We start from the raw sequence: 16223 nt of genomic DNA, 5'->3' as shown, positions 1-16223 counted from the left end.
GCGCCGCGTGGCTTGGCAAGACGGCCAGTCTTCCCGGCGCCACGCGGCGCTGCCGGCGAGCCTTCCAGACATCATGACGACGGTGATACTTGATCAGCGTCGCCTTAAGCAAGGGTGCTCATTTTACCCGGCTTGCTGTGCCACCATGCGCGCCATGTCTGTCGAAATACCTCGCCTTGTCCTCGATACCAACGTCGCGCTCGATCTGTTCGTGTTTCGCGACCCCGCCAGTGAACACCTGATGGCCTCGCTACGGGCGGGAAGGGTGCAGGCGGTGGTGGATGAGCCTTGTCGTGCCGAATGGCTGACCGTACTGGACTACCCCGAGCTGGGCCTGACCGACGAGGCCCGCCGGGACGCCAGCGCCACTTTTGACCGCTGGGTGTCACTGCTGCCTGTCGAGGAGTGGGTGGTGCGCCAGGACGTGCGTCTGCCCCGATGCGCCGACCCGGACGACCAGAAGTTCCTGGAGCTGGCCCTGGCGTCTCATGCGCAATGGCTGCTGAGCAAGGACAAGGAAGTGCTGAAGCTCGCCCGCCGTACCGCGCGAGAAGGCTGGTTTCTCATCCTGTGTCCTTCGGCATGGGAACCACCCACCCCGTGAGCGTACGATTCACGATGGATTGATCGGGCGTTCGCAATGCTCGACAAGTGACCATCAAAATGGAGTCTGGTGATGAAGATCAACAAATACGCTGCAGTCGCGATGGCGTTGGCGACGATGGCCCTTGCCGGCTGCGGCGTGACCAACAACCACGACAAAGTGATCAAGGACGCCGTATCCAATCGCGTGTTCCTGTACCAGGCGCCGGGCGGCGGTGACGCGACGTTGCAGGTCGTGCGCGCCAATGGTTATTTCGGCGGTGGCTGCTCCAGCCAGATCATGATCGATGACAAGTTTGCCGCTCAGCTGGAAACCGGCGAGCAGGTGTCGCTGTACCTGCCCAGCGGTACGCACACAGTGTCGCTGCAGAACTCCGGCGCATGCCGCAGGGTGAGCAGCAATGCGAGTGTGAGCGCCACGCTGGCGGCGGGCGAAAGCACCGTGGTTCAGGTGAACAAGTGGGGCTCTTCACTCTCGTTGGCCAAGCGCTAAGCGTTTTCCGCGCGCGGTGGCAACTGCTGCCACCGCCGCGATGAGGTGGTGCCATGATCGAGCCCGTGCTTATCCACTGCCCGTACTGCGGTGAGTCCATCGAGATCCTGGTGGACGGTTCGGCGGGCAGCCAACGCTACTTCGAAGACTGCCAGGTTTGCTGTTGCCCGATCGACGTCACGGTGGATGTCGATGAGCTCGGCGAACTGCACGTGAGTGTCGCTTCCGAAAACGACGGCTAAACGAGCGCCGCGGAATCGATCACATCGACACCCAGCTGGTCGTAGCGCAGGCGCGTGGTGATATCGCTGGCGGGCGACACCGGGCGGGTGAGATCCCACAGCACGTGCGTGCGATAGCCCAGATCCACCGCATCTTGCGCAGTCCACAGCACGCACACATCGCGTGCCAGCCCGCAGATGTAAACCTCGTCCACGTCATGCTCGCGCAGCCAGTCGTGCAACCGCGTGGCCGGCCGCTTGCCGTCGGGTCCGTGGTTCTCGCGAAAACCGCTATAGGAATCCACACGCGGGTCGTCGCCCTTGCGGATCACGGTGTCCACCATCGACCAGTCGATGGCCGGGTGCAGCGCCGCTCCGGGAGTGTCCTGCACACAGTGTGGCGGCCATAGCGTCTGGGCGTGGCCGTACAGCGGAATGCGATCGAACGCCTCGCGCCCAGGATGGGACGTGACAAAGGAAACATGCCCGGCCGGGTGCCAGTCCTGTGTGGCCACGACATGCCTGAAGGCGCGCCGCTGCAGCAGCTGATCGATCCCCGGAACGACGGCATCGCCTTCATGGCAGGCAAGGGCGCCGCCGGGCATGAAATCCGGCTGCACATCGACCAGGATCAGGGCGGCGCGGCTGCTGATGGGGTGACTCATGGGCGCGTCGTGACTCGCAACAGGTTACGGCCCGGAAGTCTAGTCGGCGAGGGAGGTACCGGGGTGTGACGAGCTCGACGCGTGGTCTGTACGCGATATGCGTGGTTAAGAGTAGGAAATGCCTTACGTAAGATGGACTCGAGGCCCGTACCCGCGTTGGCACAGGCATAATGCCAACAGACGGCAACAAAGATGGGACAGGGGCATGCCTTACGACCAGTCGTGGATGGGATACGGCCTGACAGGCGCTTTCGAAGCGGGGCTGATTGCCGCCGCGGCGGGGTTTGTGTTGTTCGGCCTGCTGCACTGGCTGGGACGTACGCAGGGCTGGAGCGTGGCGCTGGAAGCCAGCTGGGCTTACCTGCTGGGTTTGGCCCTGGCTGGCGGCCACGACCTGTGGAACCTGTTCTATTTCAATTACGGCCGGGTGCAGTCGCTGCAGTTGCTGCGCATTCGGCTGGCGGAGGTGCATGACCCCGACAGTCTCGGGGCGCGGGTGCTGTTCGCCTTCCTGGGTGTGGCCGTGGGCGTGTATCTCGGCTACCTCGCTTTTGGCCGCCGGCGTCACGCCGACTGATGCAAGGGTGACGCTGCCCCAGAGATGGCATGTGGCGCGCATCATCACCTGGCTCTTTTCCCCTCATCCATCGCGCTCATGCAAACTCAGGCTGAAAACGGGAACGAGGGACCGTCGCTGACCCTGCGCATTGTCCAGATCGTGAGCTTCACGTTTCTGGCCTATCTGGTGATCGGCATGCAGCTGGCGGTGCTGCCGCCGTTTGTGCACAACGAGCTGGGATTCGGCGCCGTGCTGGCGGGGCTGGCGATCAGCTCGCAATACGTGGCCACGTTTCTCAGCCGGGGCTTTGCCGGGCGCACCTCCGATACCGCCGGCCCCAAACGCGCAGCACTCATCGGCATGCTGGCCTGTGGCGGGAGCGCGGCACTGATGACCCTGGCGGCCCTGCTGCGCCCGTGGCCGATGGCGTCGCTCGGGGTGCTACTGCTGGCCCGACTGGCGTTGGGCATGGGCGAGAGCTGCGTCGCGACGGGCTGCATCATGTGGGGTATCGGTCGCGTGGGCACCGAACACACCGCCAGAGTCATTTCCTGGAATGGCGTCGCTACCTACAGCGCGCTCGCGGTGGGTGCGCCAATGGGCGTACTGCTGGTGTCGATGGGTGGCTTCATCATCATCGGCCTGAGTGGTCTGGTGGTGATGGCTGCCGCACTGTTGCTGGCGTGGCGCCGTCCCGCCGTGTATGTGGAAGCGGGCGAGCGCATGCCGATGCATCACGTGTTCGGTCGCGTGGCGCCCTATGGCATCGGCCTGGCGCTCGGCTCGGTGGGATTTGGCGTGGTCGCCACATTCATCACGCTCTACTACGCCGCCCAGGGCTGGACCGGTGCAGCGCCAACGCTCAGTGTCTTTGGCGTGTGTTTCGTCGGCGTGCGCCTGGTGCTCGGCTGGACCATCGCATACTTCGGTGGATATCGGGTGGCGCTGGCATCGTTGCTGATCGAATGCGTCGGCCTGACCGTTTTCGCCACAGCGGGCCATGTGGCGGTGGCCATGCTGGGCGCCGCGCTAAGTGGCATCGGTTTTTCGCTGGTATTCCCGTCACTCGGCGTGGTGGCGGTGGAGCGCGTGAGCACGAGTAATCGGGGCGCCGCCCTGGCCGCCTATTCCGTATTTACCGATGTGGCGCTCGGCATCACGGGGCCGCTGGGTGGCTGGATCGCATCGGGTGGTCGTTACGGTCCGATGTTCGTGGCAGCTGCTGCGATGTCATTGGTTGCGGCGTTGCTTACGACCGGCCTGTATCTGACCTATGGCAACCAAACACGTGGTTAGTGGCTGCTTGCTGTAGGAGCGCACTTGTGCGCGACCACCGACCTATGCGGTAACGTGCGGAGTTATGGTCGCGCACAAGTGCGCTCCTACAGGTCTTGCGTCAGAGCACGGGGTCAAACAAGCGCGCCACATGCATCGCCAGTCGTCGCAGGTAGGGTGCCTTCAGATATTCCGCCTCGGTCACTTCATGCGAGTGCGAGAAATCCTCCACCAGCATCGTTTCCACCTGGGTGGCGAAGGCGCGATCCACATTGAGCGCGCTGATCTCGAAATTCAGGCGGAACGAGCGGTTGTCGAGATTCATGCTGCCCACCGAGGCGGTGTCGTCGTCGACCAGCAGCACCTTCTCGTGCAGAAAGCCCGGTTGGTAACGGAACACGCGAATACCCGCTTGCACCGCATCGTGTGCATACAAACCAGATGCAAGAAACACCGTGTGGTGATCGGGCCGGGACGGAATCAGCACGCGCACGTCCACGCCACGAAATACCGCCAGACGAAGGGCTGCCATCACCGCCAGATCGGGAACGAAGTACGGCGTGGTGATCCACAGCCTCCGGCGTGCGGCGTGGATCAGTGTCACGAAGAATAGCGAGCAGGTTTCCTGGCGATCGGCCGGGCCGGTGGCTGCGATCAGAGTATGTGCGTGTCCGTTGCCGGAGGTCGGCTGCCGCAGCGGGGGCAGTGCGCCGGTCACCCAGTGCCAGTCTTCGGCGAAACTGCGTTGCAGTTCGGCCACGGCGTAGCCATCGATCTGCAGATGGGTGTCGCGCCATGGCGATAGCGGCGGTTTGAGGCCGAGATATTCGTCGCCGACGTTGAGTCCGCCAACGAAACCGCATACCCCATCCACCACCACAATTTTCCGGTGGTTGCGAAAGTTGAGCTGGAAGCGGTTGCTGCGCCGCTGTGTCGCAAACGGATGGATGCCGACCCCGGCTTCGCGCAGGGTATCGACATATTGCCGGGGCAGGGCATGGCTGCCGATACCGTCGTACAGCACGCATACTTCCACGCCGGCGCGCGCGCGTTCCACTAGCACCTGCTGCATGCGCCGGCCCAGTGTGTCGTCGTGGATGATGAAAAACTGCACCAGCACACAGTGCTCGGCCTTGCTGATGGCATTCAGGATCGCGCTGAACGTGGCCTCGCCATTGACCAGCAATTGAAGGCGTTGTCCGGCGTGGAACTGCGTGCCCAGCATCTGGGCGATTTCACCGTAGCGTGCGCACGCCGCCTGCTGGGCGGGGCTGGTAGCCAACTGGATATCGGCAAGCGCCTGCATCTGGCCGCGGCGCAGCCGGTGCAGGTCAATGTAGCCATGGAAGCGGCTACGCCCCAGGTAGAGATACGGGATCAAGGTGACGTACGGCAGCAGCACCAGCCCCAGCGCCCAGGCAAAGGCGCCCTGTGGTGTGCGCGTATTCATCACCGCGTGCATGGCGGCCAGCACACCGGCGATGTGCAGCACCACGACAAGGCCGCCGATCAAGGTGGTCAACATGCCAAACGCCTTTTTGCACGAGGTGAATGATCTGAACGTTCGTACTTGCGTGGTGCCCGACCCCGTCAGCTCATGGCGCTGCGTACGGTGTCGAGTACCTCGCGTTCGCGTGCCTGCAGTTCCTGTTGCAGATAATCCACGAAGCGGCGGATGCGTGCAGGCAGGTAGCAACGGCTGGGGTAAATCGCATAGATGTGCGCCTCCGGCATCATCACATCCGCCAGCACCGGCACCAACCGGCCAGCACGCACATCGTCGGCGATATCCCAGGCGGACTTGAACGCCAGCCCATGGCCGCCCACGGCCAGGGCGCGCATAAGGTCGCCGTTATCGCAGGTGATGGCCGCAGCCACCCGCAAGGTTCGCTGGCCGCCCTGGGTCTGCAGAATCCACGGCAGGATGCCGTGGCCCGGACGGTGCAACATGAGGCAGTCGTGGTGTTGCAGGTCGTCCACGCTGGTGGGGCGACCGCGCCGCGCCAGGTAGGCAGGCGATGCACACAGCACTCGGAAATTATTGGCGAGCAGGCGCGACACCAGGCGCGAGTCGGACATGCTGCCGCCGCGTACGGCCACATCCACGCCGTGCTCAAACAGGTCCAGCATGGCGTCGGAGTTGGTGATGCGCAGCTTCAGCTGAGGATGCTGCGCGGCGAAATCGGCAGCAATCGGGCCGATGTACTGGCGCCCCATGTCCACGGACGCAGAGATATGCAGCTGGCCGCGCACTTCCAGCTGGCCCAGGCCGACCGCCGAATTGGCGTCGTCCACATCCGCGATGATGGCCTGGCTGCGCTCGAAATAGATGGTGCCCTCTTCAGTGAGCAGGAGGCGGCGCGAGCTGCGCTGAAGCAGCCTCACCCCCAGTGCCTGCTCCAGCCGGTGCAGGCGCTTGCTGGCGGCGGCGGGGGAGAGCCCAAGCTCCCGCCCGGCGGCCGACAGGCTGCCGTCGGTAACGGCGCGGACGAACAACCGCATGTCTTCGAAATCGACCATCTTCAACTTTTTGGAAAAGATGCCTCTCTAGTTTGCTCAATTCTCGATAGGTTCCACAAGGCGCACAGTACCGTCCGTCTTTCCCCGGATGCGCCCCATGAAACCCCATGCGCCCCTCGATACCCCCGTTCAGGCCGCCTCGTCCCGTATGGCCCTGCTGGCCCTGTCGGTGGCGGCATTCGCCATCGGCACCACCGAATTCGTGATCATGGGCCTGCTGCCCGAAGTGGCCGGCGATCTGCACGTAAGCATTCCCTCCGCCGGCCTGCTGGTATCCGGCTATGCGCTGGGCGTAGCGGCCGGTGCGCCGCTGCTGGCGGCGTTGACCGCGCGCATGGAGCGCCGTAATGCGCTGCTGTTGCTGCTGAGCCTTTTCATCCTTGGCAACGCGTTGTGCGCGGTGGCGCCGAATTACGGGGTGCTGATGGTGGCCCGTGTGGTGGCGGCGTTCTGTCATGGCTCGTTCTTCGGCATTGGCGCGGTAGTGGCGTCACATGTGGTGCCTCGTGGGCAGGCCGCACGCGCCATCGCGCTGATGTTTACCGGCCTGACCCTGGCCAACGTGCTGGGCGTGCCGTTTGGCACCTTTCTGGGCCAGTGGGCTGGCTGGCGCTCGACGTTCGCCGCGGTGACCGGTCTGGGCATCGTGGCGGCGTTTGCGGTGTGGCGTCTGGTGCCGGCCCTGCCTGACTTGCCGTCGCCAAACATGAAGCGCGAGCTGGTCGTGCTGCGTCAGCCGCAGGTGCTGCTGGCACTGTCGATGACGGTGTTGGGCTTTGGCGGCGTGTTTACCGTGTTCACCTATATCGCGCCGATCCTGCAGCAGGTGTCGCATGTGAGTGTTGGCGCGACCGGCTGGGTGCTGATCCTGTTCGGCGTGGGCACCACCATCGGCAACATGCTGGGCGGCCGCCTGGCGGACTGGCGCTTGATGCCGTCGCTGGCGGGCGTGCTGGTGGTGCTGGCGCTGGTGATGCTGGCCTTCGCATGGACCATGCACAACACCGTGGCCGCAATCCTCACCGTGTTCGTCTGGGGCATTGCCGCTTTCGCCACTGTGCCGCCGCTGCAGATGCGCGTGGTGCAGCAGGCGAGCGAAGGACCGCATCTGGCTTCAACGCTGAATATCGCTGCGTTCAACCTTGGCAATGCCATCGGCGCCTTCATCGGTGGCTCCATGATCAGCATGAACCTGGGTCTCCCTTCCGTAAGCATCGCTGGTGCGGTGGTGGCCCTGCTTGGCCTGACGGTGACGCTGATCAGCGCGGCACTTGATCGTCGCCGCAGCACCTCGACGGCTATGTGCGCCGCGAGCGCTTGATTTACCGCTCTTCCTCATAAAACGAAGGAACGTCATGACTACGCAGAACATGGTCGCCCTCGTCGTGGGCGCACAGGGTGTGATTGGCCGCAACCTCATCGATCATCTGTCAACATTGGAAGACTGGCAGGTGATCGGGCTCTCGCGTCGTGGTGGCACCGATAACGAACGAGTTCGCCACATTGCCGTGGATCTTCTCGATGCCGATGACGCGCGAAGCAAACTCGGCGCGCTCGCTGAGGTGACGCACGTGTTTTACACCGCCTTTCAGGATCGCCCGACCTGGGCGGAACTGGTGCCACCGAATATGGCGATGCTGGTGAACGTGGTCGACGCCATCGAGCCGGTGTCTACGCGGTTGCAACACATCAGCCTGATGCAGGGTTACAAGGTCTACGGTGGCCATCTTGGCCCCTTCAAGACGCCGGCCAGGGAAACCGACGCGGCCTTCATGCCGCCGGAGTTCATGCACGATCAGCAGCGTTTTCTCGAGGCGCGCCAGCAGGGCAAATCATGGAGTTGGTCGGCCATTCGCCCGGCCGTGGTCGGGGGGTTTGCGCTTGGCAATCCCATGAATTTGGCGCTCGCCATCGCCGTGTATGCGTCGATGAGCAAGGAACTGGGCCTGCCATTGCGGTTTCCCGGCAAGCCAGGCGCTTATGACCGTCTGCTCGAAATGACCGATGCCGGTTTGCTCGCGCGTGCCACCGTATGGGCGGCCACCGAATCGCGTTGCGCCAACCACGCATTCAACATCACCAATGGCGACCTGTTCCGCTGGAACGAGATGTGGCCTTTCATCGCCGATTACTTCGGGCTGGAGGTGGCACCGCCATTGCCGCTATCGCTGGACACAGTGATGGCGGACAAGGAGCCACTGTGGCAAGCGATGGGCGAAAAGCACGCGCTGGCGCCGCACTCGTTGGCGGAGGTGTCATCCTGGCGTTTCGCAGACTTCGTTTTCTCGTGGGATTACGACATGTTCGGCGATGGCTCCAAGGCCCGCCGCTTCGGCTTCCATGAGCATGTCGAAACGAAGGCGATGTTTACGCGACTTTTTGACGACTTTCGTCGGCGCAAAATCATTCCCTGAATCTTTACCTGCAAGGAGAGTTGCATGAAAGCCGTGGCATACCGGCACATTCTTCCCATCACCGATCCGCAGAGCCTGCTCGACGTCGAGTTGCCGGTACCGGTGGCGCATGGGCGTGATCTGCTGGTGAAAGTGGAGGGCGTTTCGGTCAACCCGGTGGATACCAAGGTGCGCAAGCGCGTCGATCCCCAGGGCGCCGACAAGGTGCTTGGCTGGGATGCAGCCGGCACCGTCGTGGCTGTGGGCGCGGACGTCACCTTGTTCAAGCCGGGTGATGAAGTGTTCTATGCCGGCGCCATCGATCGCTCCGGCAGCAATGCCGAGTTTCAGCTGGTGGATGAGCGCGTCGTCGGGCGCAAGCCGTCCAGCCTGGATTTCGCCCAGGCTGCAGCCATGCCGCTCACCACCATCACGGCATGGGAGCTGTTGTTCGACCGACTTGGCGTGCCGCGGGGCAGCAGCGCACGGAGCGGCGTGGTGCTGGTGGTCGGTGGTGCCGGTGGCGTGGGGTCGATGGCGATCCAGCTGGCGCGCCGGCTGACCAACTACACCGTCATAGGCACCGCATCACGCGATGACACGCGCGCTTGGGTCAAGGAGATGGGCGCTCATCATGTGGTCGACCATCACGGTGATCTGGTGGCCGCGGTAAGGGCGGTCGCACCGCAGGGTGTCGACGTCGCCATCAGTCTGACTCACACCGACCAGCACTTTGTCGCGCTGACCGAACTGCTCAAGCCACAAGGCAAGCTCGGCCTGATTGATGATCCGGCTTCGCCGCCGGACATCCGTTTGCTCAAGGCAAAGAGTCAATCACTGCACTGGGAGTCCATGTTCACCCGCTCGCTGTTCCACACAGAAGACATGCAGGCGCAGCATCTGCTACTCAACGAAGCGGCGGATCTCGTTGATGCAGGCGTGTTGCGCACGACGCTTCGAGAGAATCTGGACGCAATCAATGCGACAAACATCCGCCGAGCTCACATGCAGCTGGAAAGTGCCAGCACTATCGGCAAGCTGGTATTGAGTGGGTTTTGAATGAGTGATGAGCGAGGGTGCGTGAGTTTCGAGAAACGACTCTTTCATCAGTCGTGATGAAACTTTGGGTAACACGTCATTCCCGTGAAGGCGGGGATCCAGTGCCTTTGCTCTAGGCGGCCGAAAGTCACTGGATCCCCGCCTTCGCGGGGATGACGAGCAAAAAAGCGCCCTACAAAATTTCCGTTGCTCGCTTATTTCAAGCGCCCAACAGTCGATCCGCCAGATGCCGCGCCTGCTGGCGAATTTCTGGCATCGCTGTCGATTCCCACAGCACGCCACGCAGCAGGGTGCCGATGGCGTAGAAGTGCGGCCACACATGGCCATCATGCTGTAAGCGTCCTTCCGTAGTGGCGTTGCAGCCCAGCCCCAGCGGATCGGAGCTCAAATGGCCGTTGGTGACCAGCTGGCGGATCAATGGATGCTGCGTGCGGCGCACATCGGTATTGAGGCCCACGGTCTGGATCACCAGATCGGCGTCCAATGTGCCGTCAGCTTCGCCGTAGTGCGCACGGACATCCACTTGCAGCTTGCCGTCGACGACGCGCACGGTTTGCAGTCGGCCGCGTCGGCGATGCAGGCGGCCGTCGCGCTCCAAGGCTTGTATGGCGGTCATCACCTGGGGTGGCATGCGATGGCGCACGCGTTCCCATGCCCAGCGTGCATGGCGCATAAAACGCGAACGCTCCGCCTCGGGCAACAGCGCCCACAGCGACGGGATGTGCGGACGCAGGCTGTCGATCACGGTGCGCCAGTCGTTGCTTTGTGCAATCGATTCGCGCAACAGACGCATCCACAGCCTAATCACCGGTGCCTCGCGCATGGCTTCGACGAGATCGCTGCTGTCATCGGCCGGTGCGGACGCGCTTTCCAGATGCGGCTCCGGCAACAGGCCGTGCCGTGAAACCGCCTCGAAGCTGGCGTTGGGCCACAGCGTGGAAAGTTCCAGCAGCACATCGACGGCCGTGAGGCCGAGGCCGATCAGTACGACCTTGCGCGGTTGCGCATCGGGCTTCACGGACGCAAGGAAATTCCACGGGTCGGTGACGTACAGGCCACTGGTGAGTGCCTCGTCGCTCACGCCGCCGAGCGGCTGCGCAGGCAGCGCGCCTATGGCGAGCACGGCGGCGTCAACGCGCGTGCTTTCCTCGCCATGTACCAGTGTGACGCCGTTGTTCTCCGGCACGACGCCATCGACGTGGAACGGCAGCACGCGCACATCGTGTCCGTCTTCGCGCGCACGTTCGAGCGCGCGGGTGACCTCCGCTTCAAGATAGTCACCGTACAGCCGGCGCGGCAAGAAATCGGTGCCGGCGATAGTGCTGTCGCCGCGCTGCGCGAAATCGAGAAAGCCATGCGGCCTGGCGGCAAACATGCTCATCGACGCCGCGCGCACATTCAAAAGGTGCTTGTCGGAACGGGTGCCGTAGGCCACACCGCGCGGCGATGCGTCGCCACCGGTGTACCAGTCCAGATGCAACGGCTGCTGCGGCCGGCGTTCCAGCAGCTCGCTCAGCAGCGCTGCCGCTGCAGCGCCGCCGCCAATGATGGCGACCCGTCGATACATGCCACTCCCTTAAAAACGTGATGGTCTGTTGTGGCTCAGGCGTAGAGCAAATGCCCGGCAATAGCGCTGTGCTGTTGCTTTTTTAGCCACTGGCCGGCTTTCCCGGCTTCTTGGTAGATGAGGTACTGTGCCAGATCACCACCGTAAACGTGAAGCGTAAGCGCGGTTTCGTGCCGCGAAAGGTTGCGGCAGCGGTGCGCGTAACGGTCATCGGTATCGAACCAGCTGGCGTCACCTGGGCCCAGCCAGTCGCTGCCGGTCTGGCGCAGCACGTCGCCCCACGAATTGCGCTCCCACGATTGCACTTCAAGTGCACCGTGCAACGCCATCTCCAGCCCCCACAGACCACCGTGGTCGTGAATCGGGGTGGCGTGATTGGCGGGCCAAGCCATGACCAGCACGCTGATCTCTGGCTTGCCGCGTCGGGCCACCATCCAGCGTTCGAAACCTTGGTTGCGAGTGCGCAAATCAGCCAGGCCTTCGTTCAGCGGCTGCCTGTGCTGGTGCACCATCCGGCTCAGTTCTCTGGCCATCGAGGCAAGGTCCGGGTGTGCGCCCGTACCATAGTCAAACGCGATATCACGCAGCGCCTTAAGCTGTTGCATGTGTTTGGCCATGCGATGTTACTCGACGTAAACCGGGGCGCAGTGGACCACGGGTATCGTTAAAGTCCCGTAACCCAGGCATGGTTGTGTGCGTTTCATGCGGCATGACTTTCGCGACATGCGCACTGCATGCCAGAAGCGCACGATGCGCTCAACCAGGGGCTTGAAATACGTGCTCGCCGCCTGCATGACGACGATGCGACAGGGTCGCTGGCACACCTGCCAGTAGGAGGAACGTCATGGTTGGTTTGACTGTGCTCTTGATGCTGGTCGTGGGCGTATGGCTCGCGGCATCGCTTGTCGGCTTGGTGTTCAAGCTGGCCTTCGCGCTGATCGGCGGCTTGTTCAGCGTGGTTGGCAGCGTGCTTGGCGTTCTCTTCGGCGGCCTTGCGCTATTGATCGTCGCGCCTATCGTTGCGCTCGCTTTGCTGCCGTTCTGCCTGCCGGTGATTTTGCTGGTGGCAGTGGTGTGGGCGATTGCGCGCTCGTCACACCGCCCGGCAGCGGCAACTGCGGCTCACTAATGATTGCCGTGGAACGGCCCGGCCTGGCATGGAATGCAGGCCGGGCTTTCCCCTTACTTCATGCCGTGACCTTGGATTGGTTGCGCCGCAGCCTTACAGCTCGTTCAAGTTGAAGGTCACCGGCACGCGTGCCCATGCGCGTACGGCGCGGCCATTCACCATGGCCGGTTCAAATTTCCAACCCTGCAGCACTTGTTCGCGCGCACTGCGGTCAAGCAAGGCGTAACCGCTGCTCTTGTCGATCGTCACATCCTGCGGCACGCCTTTTTCGTCCACCAGCACCTTCAGTACGACAGTGCCTTGCGCGTGAATGCGTATGCCCTGCGTCGGGTATTTCAGCGGCACCGAACGGTAAGCCAGGGTGGCTTCGATCGGTGCAATACCGACGCCGGTATCGGGTGTGGTTGGCGCAGCCGTCGGCATCACTGGCGGTGCCACCATGGTGCCTTCATCGCTGGGTGTCACCACGGGCGGTGTCATCGGCTGCGGCTGTGTATGCGGTTTTGGCGCGGCCACCGGTGGTTTCGCTAGTGGCTTGAGCTCGATATCCGGCGGTGTTTCAACCTTGGGGGGCGGTGAGATCCAGGTAACCGTCATCTCGGTGATCTGTTTTGCCTGTGCCATCAGCTGAGGCGCCATCGGTCGCAGCACGACCATCAGTGCAGCGAGGTTGAGGGCAATGGCCGCACTCATGGCGGCGATCCGAACGCTGTCCGGATGGGCGTGACGGGGTACAGCCAGGCTTGCGGACGACATAGGCGACCTCCTGACGTATCTATCGATGTTGGGTTGTACCCGGCACGCCGCATGGGGATGCAGTGGGATCGTGCCCGGCAACTTCAGCCTATGCCCGTCGAAAACTCTTGCGCAAGTAGCCGTATGGAAGGCTATGCTGTGCGGCGTACCTGGAGATCCCCAAAACAGGGTGTGAAGAAGGTGGGGTGTCCAGCGAAGGCACACGCACTTCTCACGCTTCTACACTGACTCCTGCTCTATTAGTGCGCCACCAGCATGGGTACATCGCCATGCATGAACAGATGCCGCGTGGTGCCACCCAGCACCATTTGCGCAAGGCGAGAACGGCTCCAGGCTCCCATCACGATAAGGTCCGCGCCCTGGCTATGCGCAGCTTCCAGTACGGCGGGGCCGGCTGCATGACTGGGGCCCGCATTGAACGGTTCGATGCGCGCGCGGATGCCATGGCGTTGCAGCCAGTCAATCAGTCCGGGTGGGGGCAGTACCGGCAGCATCTCGGCATTCATTTCGCTGCCGTCGAGCACCCGCACCTCTTCTGCCTTTTGCAGCACGGGTACGGCCGCGGCCAGCGCTAGTGCGGACTCGCGGCTGCCGTTCCAGGCCACCAGCACGCTGGCGCCGACGCTGGTGATCGGCGCCACATCGGGCACCACCAGCACCGGCCGGGCACAAGCGAAGACGCAGCGCGACACCGGCCCGAAGCCGACCGGCGCGTCGCTGCGTTGCTGGCTGCGTTCCATGATCAGGAAGTCATAGCCCGAGGTGGCCTGGCTCACCGTCTGCACGGTGTCGCCCTGGGTGACCCGCCATACGCCGTTGAGCGAATGGGCGGCAAGCGTTTGCCGCCAGATGGGTTCGTGCGCCTGGGCCTCGGTCACGCGGCGCTGGGTTTCTTCCAGTTGCACCGGTACGGCTTCAGGCAGGCTGAATGCAGCCGCCGGGAGATCGGCGACGTAGAGCGCATCCAGCCTTGCATCGATGCGGTGCGCCAAGGCCAACGCGGCGCGTGGGGCGACGTCAGCGAGATCCAGATGGTCCAGATGCAGCAACAGGTCGATGGATGACATCGCACGGCTCTCCCGATTCCTGGTCCGCCATCAGCATAGAACTAGCCGGCGCCTCCGGTGTAGCCCGCGGTGTCACATGGCTATGGGTTCATCCCCGGGTTTAAAAAAAAAGAGCCCCGCACAGGGTGGCGGGGCAGCAAGGCCGGACGTCGGGGGAGAGAGAGGGGACGCCCGGTTGTGCCATTTTCCGAGCGGCCTGCTTGATTTGGCGTACAACCTGGGTGAAAGAGGTATTCACGTGGCAGACTGCGGATGCTTGCCAGACCCAGGCATAGCAGGACCCGACCGGAGAGCGAAGCCATGACCGTGTGGAAAATTCTCGGTGTATCGGCCCTGGCCTTGGCCGGCTGGATGGCCGCCGTGCCCGCGCATGCGGGCGACATCGAGTGCACGATGAATTTCCGTCTGTCGGGCTGGTCGGTGTTCTATCAGACCGCCGAGGGCAGCGGCACGGTTCGCTGCAGCAACGGCCAGAGCATGGGCGTACGCATCCGGGTGAAGGGTGGTGGCATCACCTTTGGCAAGAGCCAGATCGATGATGGCGTGGGCAAGTTCTCCGGCGTCACCAACATCAGCGAGATCAAGGGGCACTACGCCGATGCGGGCGTGCATGCCGGTGCGTCGAAATCCGCCGGTGCGCGGGTCATGACCAAGGGCAATGTTTCCCTGGCCCTCAGCGGTACCGGCAAGGGCTGGGACCTTGGCGTGGCGTTCGGCGCCTTCATCATCGAGTAACGCCCTCTCCAGGAGGCGATACAGACTGCGACGATCACGCTGCGTTTCATACGCCGCGCGGCCTTGCATTCGTTCGCCAGCCGGCTAAGGTGGCAGGGTCCGTACGTATTAGTACGTTTCGCACCCCAAGGATTCCCATGTCTGCCACCACCGGCGCGGCTCTCCCTCGCTATGCCTTCGGCGATGAGCTCGCCAGCAGTGTCATTCATGGCATAGGCATCCTGCTCAGCATCGCGGGGCTGGCCACACTGGTGGCGTTCTCCGCGCTCTATGGCGACGCCCGTGCGGTGGTTGCCAGCGCGGTGTTCGGCGCCACGCTGATTCTTTGCTACACCGCCTCCACGCTGTATCACTCCATTCCCGGTGTGATGGCCAAGCAGGTGCTGCGCACCCTCGACCACATCGCCATCTTCCTGCTGATTGCGGGCACCTATACGCCGTTCACCTTGATCGCTTTGCCCGGTGTATGGGGCTGGAGTCTGTTTGCTACGGTGTGGGCACTGGCGCTGATGGGCAGCGCGCTGGAGCTGGGCCTGCTCAAGAAGTACCGCAAACTTGCGGTGCTGATGTACGTGGGCATGGGCTGGGTGGGCGTGGTGGCCTTCAAGCCGCTCGCCGCGCATTTGCAGACCGGCGGCATGGTGTTGCTGCTCGCTGGCGGCGTGGCCTACACCCTGGGTGTGCCGTTCTATCTATGGCGCAAGCTGCCGTATCACCATTCGGTATGGCACTTCTTTGTGCTCGCCGGCAGCGTGCTGCATTACCTCGCTGTGTTGTTCTACGTGATTCCCGACGCGCCGATGTGACGCCCGACATCGACGCGTTGCGCCGTGATCTGCAGGATGCCGCGACGCATCTGGGTCGGCCGCACGACCTGCGCTTCAAGCCGATGTTTGGTGGATGGATGGCGTACTTCGGCGAGAAGCCGATCGCCTGGCTATCCGCGCAGGGTATGGCCCTGAAAGTCCCCGAGTCGGATCAACCAGCGCTGCTGGCCTATGCCGGTGCCGCGCGCTTTCGTCATCGACCGGAAGCGCCGCCGAGTCGCGGCTACATCGTGGTGCCGCCGTCGTTGGTTCGTGACACGCCGCGACTGGCCGAATGGCTAGAGCGCTGCGCAAACACAGTGTCTTCCGCACAAAAAAAGCCGCGCCCGAAGGCGCGGCCCCGATAACGCGGCG

The 16223-nt window shown here is 63.3% G+C and carries 19 protein-coding genes; 12 read left to right on the top strand and 7 right to left on the bottom strand.

The genetic code is table 11. The annotated features are described in order from the left end of the window. From AC0GUR_RS21310 to AC0GUR_RS21300, 3 genes are all read left to right on the top strand, one after another. Positions 1-604: putative toxin-antitoxin system toxin component, PIN family (locus AC0GUR_RS21310; protein WP_472879527.1), on the top strand; the 604-nt coding region annotated here is incomplete at its 5' end. A 72-nt stretch (positions 605-676) separates the two neighbouring features. After that, positions 677-1096 carry a hypothetical protein gene (locus AC0GUR_RS21305; protein WP_472879526.1) on the top strand — a complete coding sequence of 140 codons (420 nt, stop codon included), beginning with the start codon at positions 677-679 and terminating at the stop codon, positions 1094-1096. A 53-nt stretch (positions 1097-1149) separates the two neighbouring features. Continuing rightward, positions 1150-1338: a CPXCG motif-containing cysteine-rich protein gene (locus tag AC0GUR_RS21300; RefSeq protein WP_472879525.1), complete on the top strand. Its 189-nt coding sequence runs from the start codon at positions 1150-1152 to the stop codon at positions 1336-1338. Here the strand turns inward: AC0GUR_RS21300 and pncA are convergent. Next, positions 1335-1982, bottom strand: coding sequence for a bifunctional nicotinamidase/pyrazinamidase (gene pncA, locus AC0GUR_RS21295; protein WP_472879524.1), 648 nt, complete (start codon positions 1980-1982; stop codon positions 1335-1337). The genes AC0GUR_RS21300 and pncA overlap by 4 nt on opposite strands. Before the next feature lie 205 nt (positions 1983-2187). On the opposite strand from pncA, the gene AC0GUR_RS21290 reads away from it, so the two are divergent. Together AC0GUR_RS21290 and AC0GUR_RS21285 are read left to right on the top strand one after the other, a co-directional pair. Then, on the top strand, positions 2188-2559 hold the full coding sequence (locus tag AC0GUR_RS21290; RefSeq protein WP_472879523.1) for a hypothetical protein: 372 nt from the start codon (positions 2188-2190) through the stop codon (positions 2557-2559). A 78-nt stretch (positions 2560-2637) separates the two neighbouring features. Continuing rightward, positions 2638-3837, top strand: a complete 1200-nt coding sequence (locus AC0GUR_RS21285) for an MFS transporter (protein ID WP_472879522.1) — start codon at positions 2638-2640, stop codon at positions 3835-3837. A gap of 100 nt (positions 3838-3937) precedes the next feature. On the opposite strand, the gene cls is transcribed toward AC0GUR_RS21285, so the two are convergent. Both cls and AC0GUR_RS21275 read right to left on the bottom strand, forming a co-directional pair. Next, positions 3938-5341, bottom strand: coding sequence for a cardiolipin synthase (gene cls, locus AC0GUR_RS21280; protein WP_472879521.1), 1404 nt, complete (start codon positions 5339-5341; stop codon positions 3938-3940). Between the two features lie 65 nt (positions 5342-5406). Then, a complete protein-coding gene (locus AC0GUR_RS21275; RefSeq protein WP_472879520.1) occupies positions 5407-6336 on the bottom strand; it encodes a LysR family transcriptional regulator in 930 nt (309 codons plus the stop codon). Between the two features lie 97 nt (positions 6337-6433). Between AC0GUR_RS21275 and AC0GUR_RS21270 the strand changes: the two genes are divergently transcribed. The 3 genes from AC0GUR_RS21270 to AC0GUR_RS21260 are packed head-to-tail and all read left to right on the top strand — an operon-like array spanning position 6434 to position 9788. Beyond that, entirely contained in the window at positions 6434-7657 is a 1224-nt protein-coding gene (locus AC0GUR_RS21270) for an MFS transporter (protein WP_472879519.1), read from the top strand. A 34-nt stretch (positions 7658-7691) separates the two neighbouring features. Next, the gene (locus tag AC0GUR_RS21265; RefSeq protein WP_472879518.1) at positions 7692-8750 is read left to right on the top strand and encodes an SDR family oxidoreductase; all 1059 of its coding nucleotides are present in this window, start codon (positions 7692-7694) and stop codon (positions 8748-8750) included. A 24-nt stretch (positions 8751-8774) separates the two neighbouring features. Next, on the top strand, positions 8775-9788 hold the full coding sequence (locus AC0GUR_RS21260) for a zinc-binding alcohol dehydrogenase family protein (protein WP_472879517.1): 1014 nt from the start codon (positions 8775-8777) through the stop codon (positions 9786-9788). 199 nt (positions 9789-9987) lie between these two features. On the opposite strand, the gene AC0GUR_RS21255 is transcribed toward AC0GUR_RS21260, so the two are convergent. Further along, positions 9988-11355, bottom strand: coding sequence for an FAD/NAD(P)-binding protein (locus AC0GUR_RS21255; RefSeq protein WP_472879516.1), 1368 nt, complete (start codon positions 11353-11355; stop codon positions 9988-9990). 35 nt (positions 11356-11390) lie between these two features. Beyond that, entirely contained in the window at positions 11391-11960 is a 570-nt protein-coding gene (locus AC0GUR_RS21250) for a cysteine dioxygenase (protein ID WP_472879515.1), read from the bottom strand. A 239-nt stretch (positions 11961-12199) separates the two neighbouring features. Here AC0GUR_RS21250 and AC0GUR_RS21245 point away from each other — a divergent pair, with 239 nt between their 5' ends. Continuing rightward, on the top strand, positions 12200-12484 hold the full coding sequence (locus AC0GUR_RS21245) for a hypothetical protein (RefSeq protein ID WP_472879514.1): 285 nt from the start codon (positions 12200-12202) through the stop codon (positions 12482-12484). 93 nt (positions 12485-12577) lie between these two features. On the opposite strand, the gene AC0GUR_RS21240 is transcribed toward AC0GUR_RS21245, so the two are convergent. After that, entirely contained in the window at positions 12578-13240 is a 663-nt protein-coding gene (locus tag AC0GUR_RS21240; protein WP_472879513.1) for an energy transducer TonB, read from the bottom strand. A gap of 239 nt (positions 13241-13479) precedes the next feature. After that, on the bottom strand, positions 13480-14307 hold the full coding sequence (locus AC0GUR_RS21235; protein ID WP_472879512.1) for a universal stress protein: 828 nt from the start codon (positions 14305-14307) through the stop codon (positions 13480-13482). A 300-nt stretch (positions 14308-14607) separates the two neighbouring features. Between AC0GUR_RS21235 and AC0GUR_RS21230 the strand changes: the two genes are divergently transcribed. From AC0GUR_RS21230 to AC0GUR_RS21220, 3 genes are all read left to right on the top strand, one after another. After that, the gene (locus tag AC0GUR_RS21230) at positions 14608-15042 is read left to right on the top strand and encodes a hypothetical protein (RefSeq protein ID WP_472879511.1); all 435 of its coding nucleotides are present in this window, start codon (positions 14608-14610) and stop codon (positions 15040-15042) included. 137 nt (positions 15043-15179) lie between these two features. Beyond that, a complete protein-coding gene (trhA, locus tag AC0GUR_RS21225; protein WP_472879510.1) occupies positions 15180-15848 on the top strand; it encodes a PAQR family membrane homeostasis protein TrhA in 669 nt (222 codons plus the stop codon). Continuing rightward, positions 15845-16216: a TfoX/Sxy family protein gene (locus AC0GUR_RS21220; RefSeq protein ID WP_472879509.1), complete on the top strand. Its 372-nt coding sequence runs from the start codon at positions 15845-15847 to the stop codon at positions 16214-16216. Before trhA ends, AC0GUR_RS21220 begins: the two co-directional genes overlap by 4 nt. Positions 16217-16223 lie beyond the last annotated feature (7 nt).

Source organism: Dyella sp. PARNA 12/25 (genome assembly GCF_055702865.1).
Note: the sequence above shows the minus strand (reverse complement) of the source record. Positions and strands in the feature narration are given on the sequence as shown.

What these genes read in the sequence shown, in the direction of transcription:
- AC0GUR_RS21245 (WP_472879514.1), top strand. Translation starts at nt 12,200, where the DNA reads ATGGTTGGTTTGACTGTGCTCTTGATGCTGGTCGTGGGCGTATGGCTC.
- AC0GUR_RS21255 (WP_472879516.1), bottom strand. Translation starts at nt 11,355, where the DNA reads ATGTATCGACGGGTCGCCATCATTGGCGGCGGCGCTGCAGCGGCAGCG.
- AC0GUR_RS21285 (WP_472879522.1), top strand. Translation starts at nt 2,638, where the DNA reads ATGCAAACTCAGGCTGAAAACGGGAACGAGGGACCGTCGCTGACCCTG.
- AC0GUR_RS21305 (WP_472879526.1), top strand. Translation starts at nt 677, where the DNA reads ATGAAGATCAACAAATACGCTGCAGTCGCGATGGCGTTGGCGACGATG.
- AC0GUR_RS21235 (WP_472879512.1), bottom strand. Translation starts at nt 14,307, where the DNA reads ATGTCATCCATCGACCTGTTGCTGCATCTGGACCATCTGGATCTCGCT.
- AC0GUR_RS21250 (WP_472879515.1), bottom strand. Translation starts at nt 11,960, where the DNA reads ATGCAACAGCTTAAGGCGCTGCGTGATATCGCGTTTGACTATGGTACG.
- pncA (WP_472879524.1), bottom strand. Translation starts at nt 1,982, where the DNA reads ATGAGTCACCCCATCAGCAGCCGCGCCGCCCTGATCCTGGTCGATGTG.
- AC0GUR_RS21260 (WP_472879517.1), top strand. Translation starts at nt 8,775, where the DNA reads ATGAAAGCCGTGGCATACCGGCACATTCTTCCCATCACCGATCCGCAG.
- AC0GUR_RS21290 (WP_472879523.1), top strand. Translation starts at nt 2,188, where the DNA reads ATGCCTTACGACCAGTCGTGGATGGGATACGGCCTGACAGGCGCTTTC.
- AC0GUR_RS21230 (WP_472879511.1), top strand. Translation starts at nt 14,608, where the DNA reads ATGACCGTGTGGAAAATTCTCGGTGTATCGGCCCTGGCCTTGGCCGGC.
- cls (WP_472879521.1), bottom strand. Translation starts at nt 5,341, where the DNA reads ATGTTGACCACCTTGATCGGCGGCCTTGTCGTGGTGCTGCACATCGCC.
- AC0GUR_RS21265 (WP_472879518.1), top strand. Translation starts at nt 7,692, where the DNA reads ATGACTACGCAGAACATGGTCGCCCTCGTCGTGGGCGCACAGGGTGTG.
- AC0GUR_RS21270 (WP_472879519.1), top strand. Translation starts at nt 6,434, where the DNA reads ATGAAACCCCATGCGCCCCTCGATACCCCCGTTCAGGCCGCCTCGTCC.
- AC0GUR_RS21240 (WP_472879513.1), bottom strand. Translation starts at nt 13,240, where the DNA reads ATGTCGTCCGCAAGCCTGGCTGTACCCCGTCACGCCCATCCGGACAGC.
- trhA (WP_472879510.1), top strand. Translation starts at nt 15,180, where the DNA reads ATGTCTGCCACCACCGGCGCGGCTCTCCCTCGCTATGCCTTCGGCGAT.
- AC0GUR_RS21300 (WP_472879525.1), top strand. Translation starts at nt 1,150, where the DNA reads ATGATCGAGCCCGTGCTTATCCACTGCCCGTACTGCGGTGAGTCCATC.
- AC0GUR_RS21275 (WP_472879520.1), bottom strand. Translation starts at nt 6,336, where the DNA reads ATGGTCGATTTCGAAGACATGCGGTTGTTCGTCCGCGCCGTTACCGAC.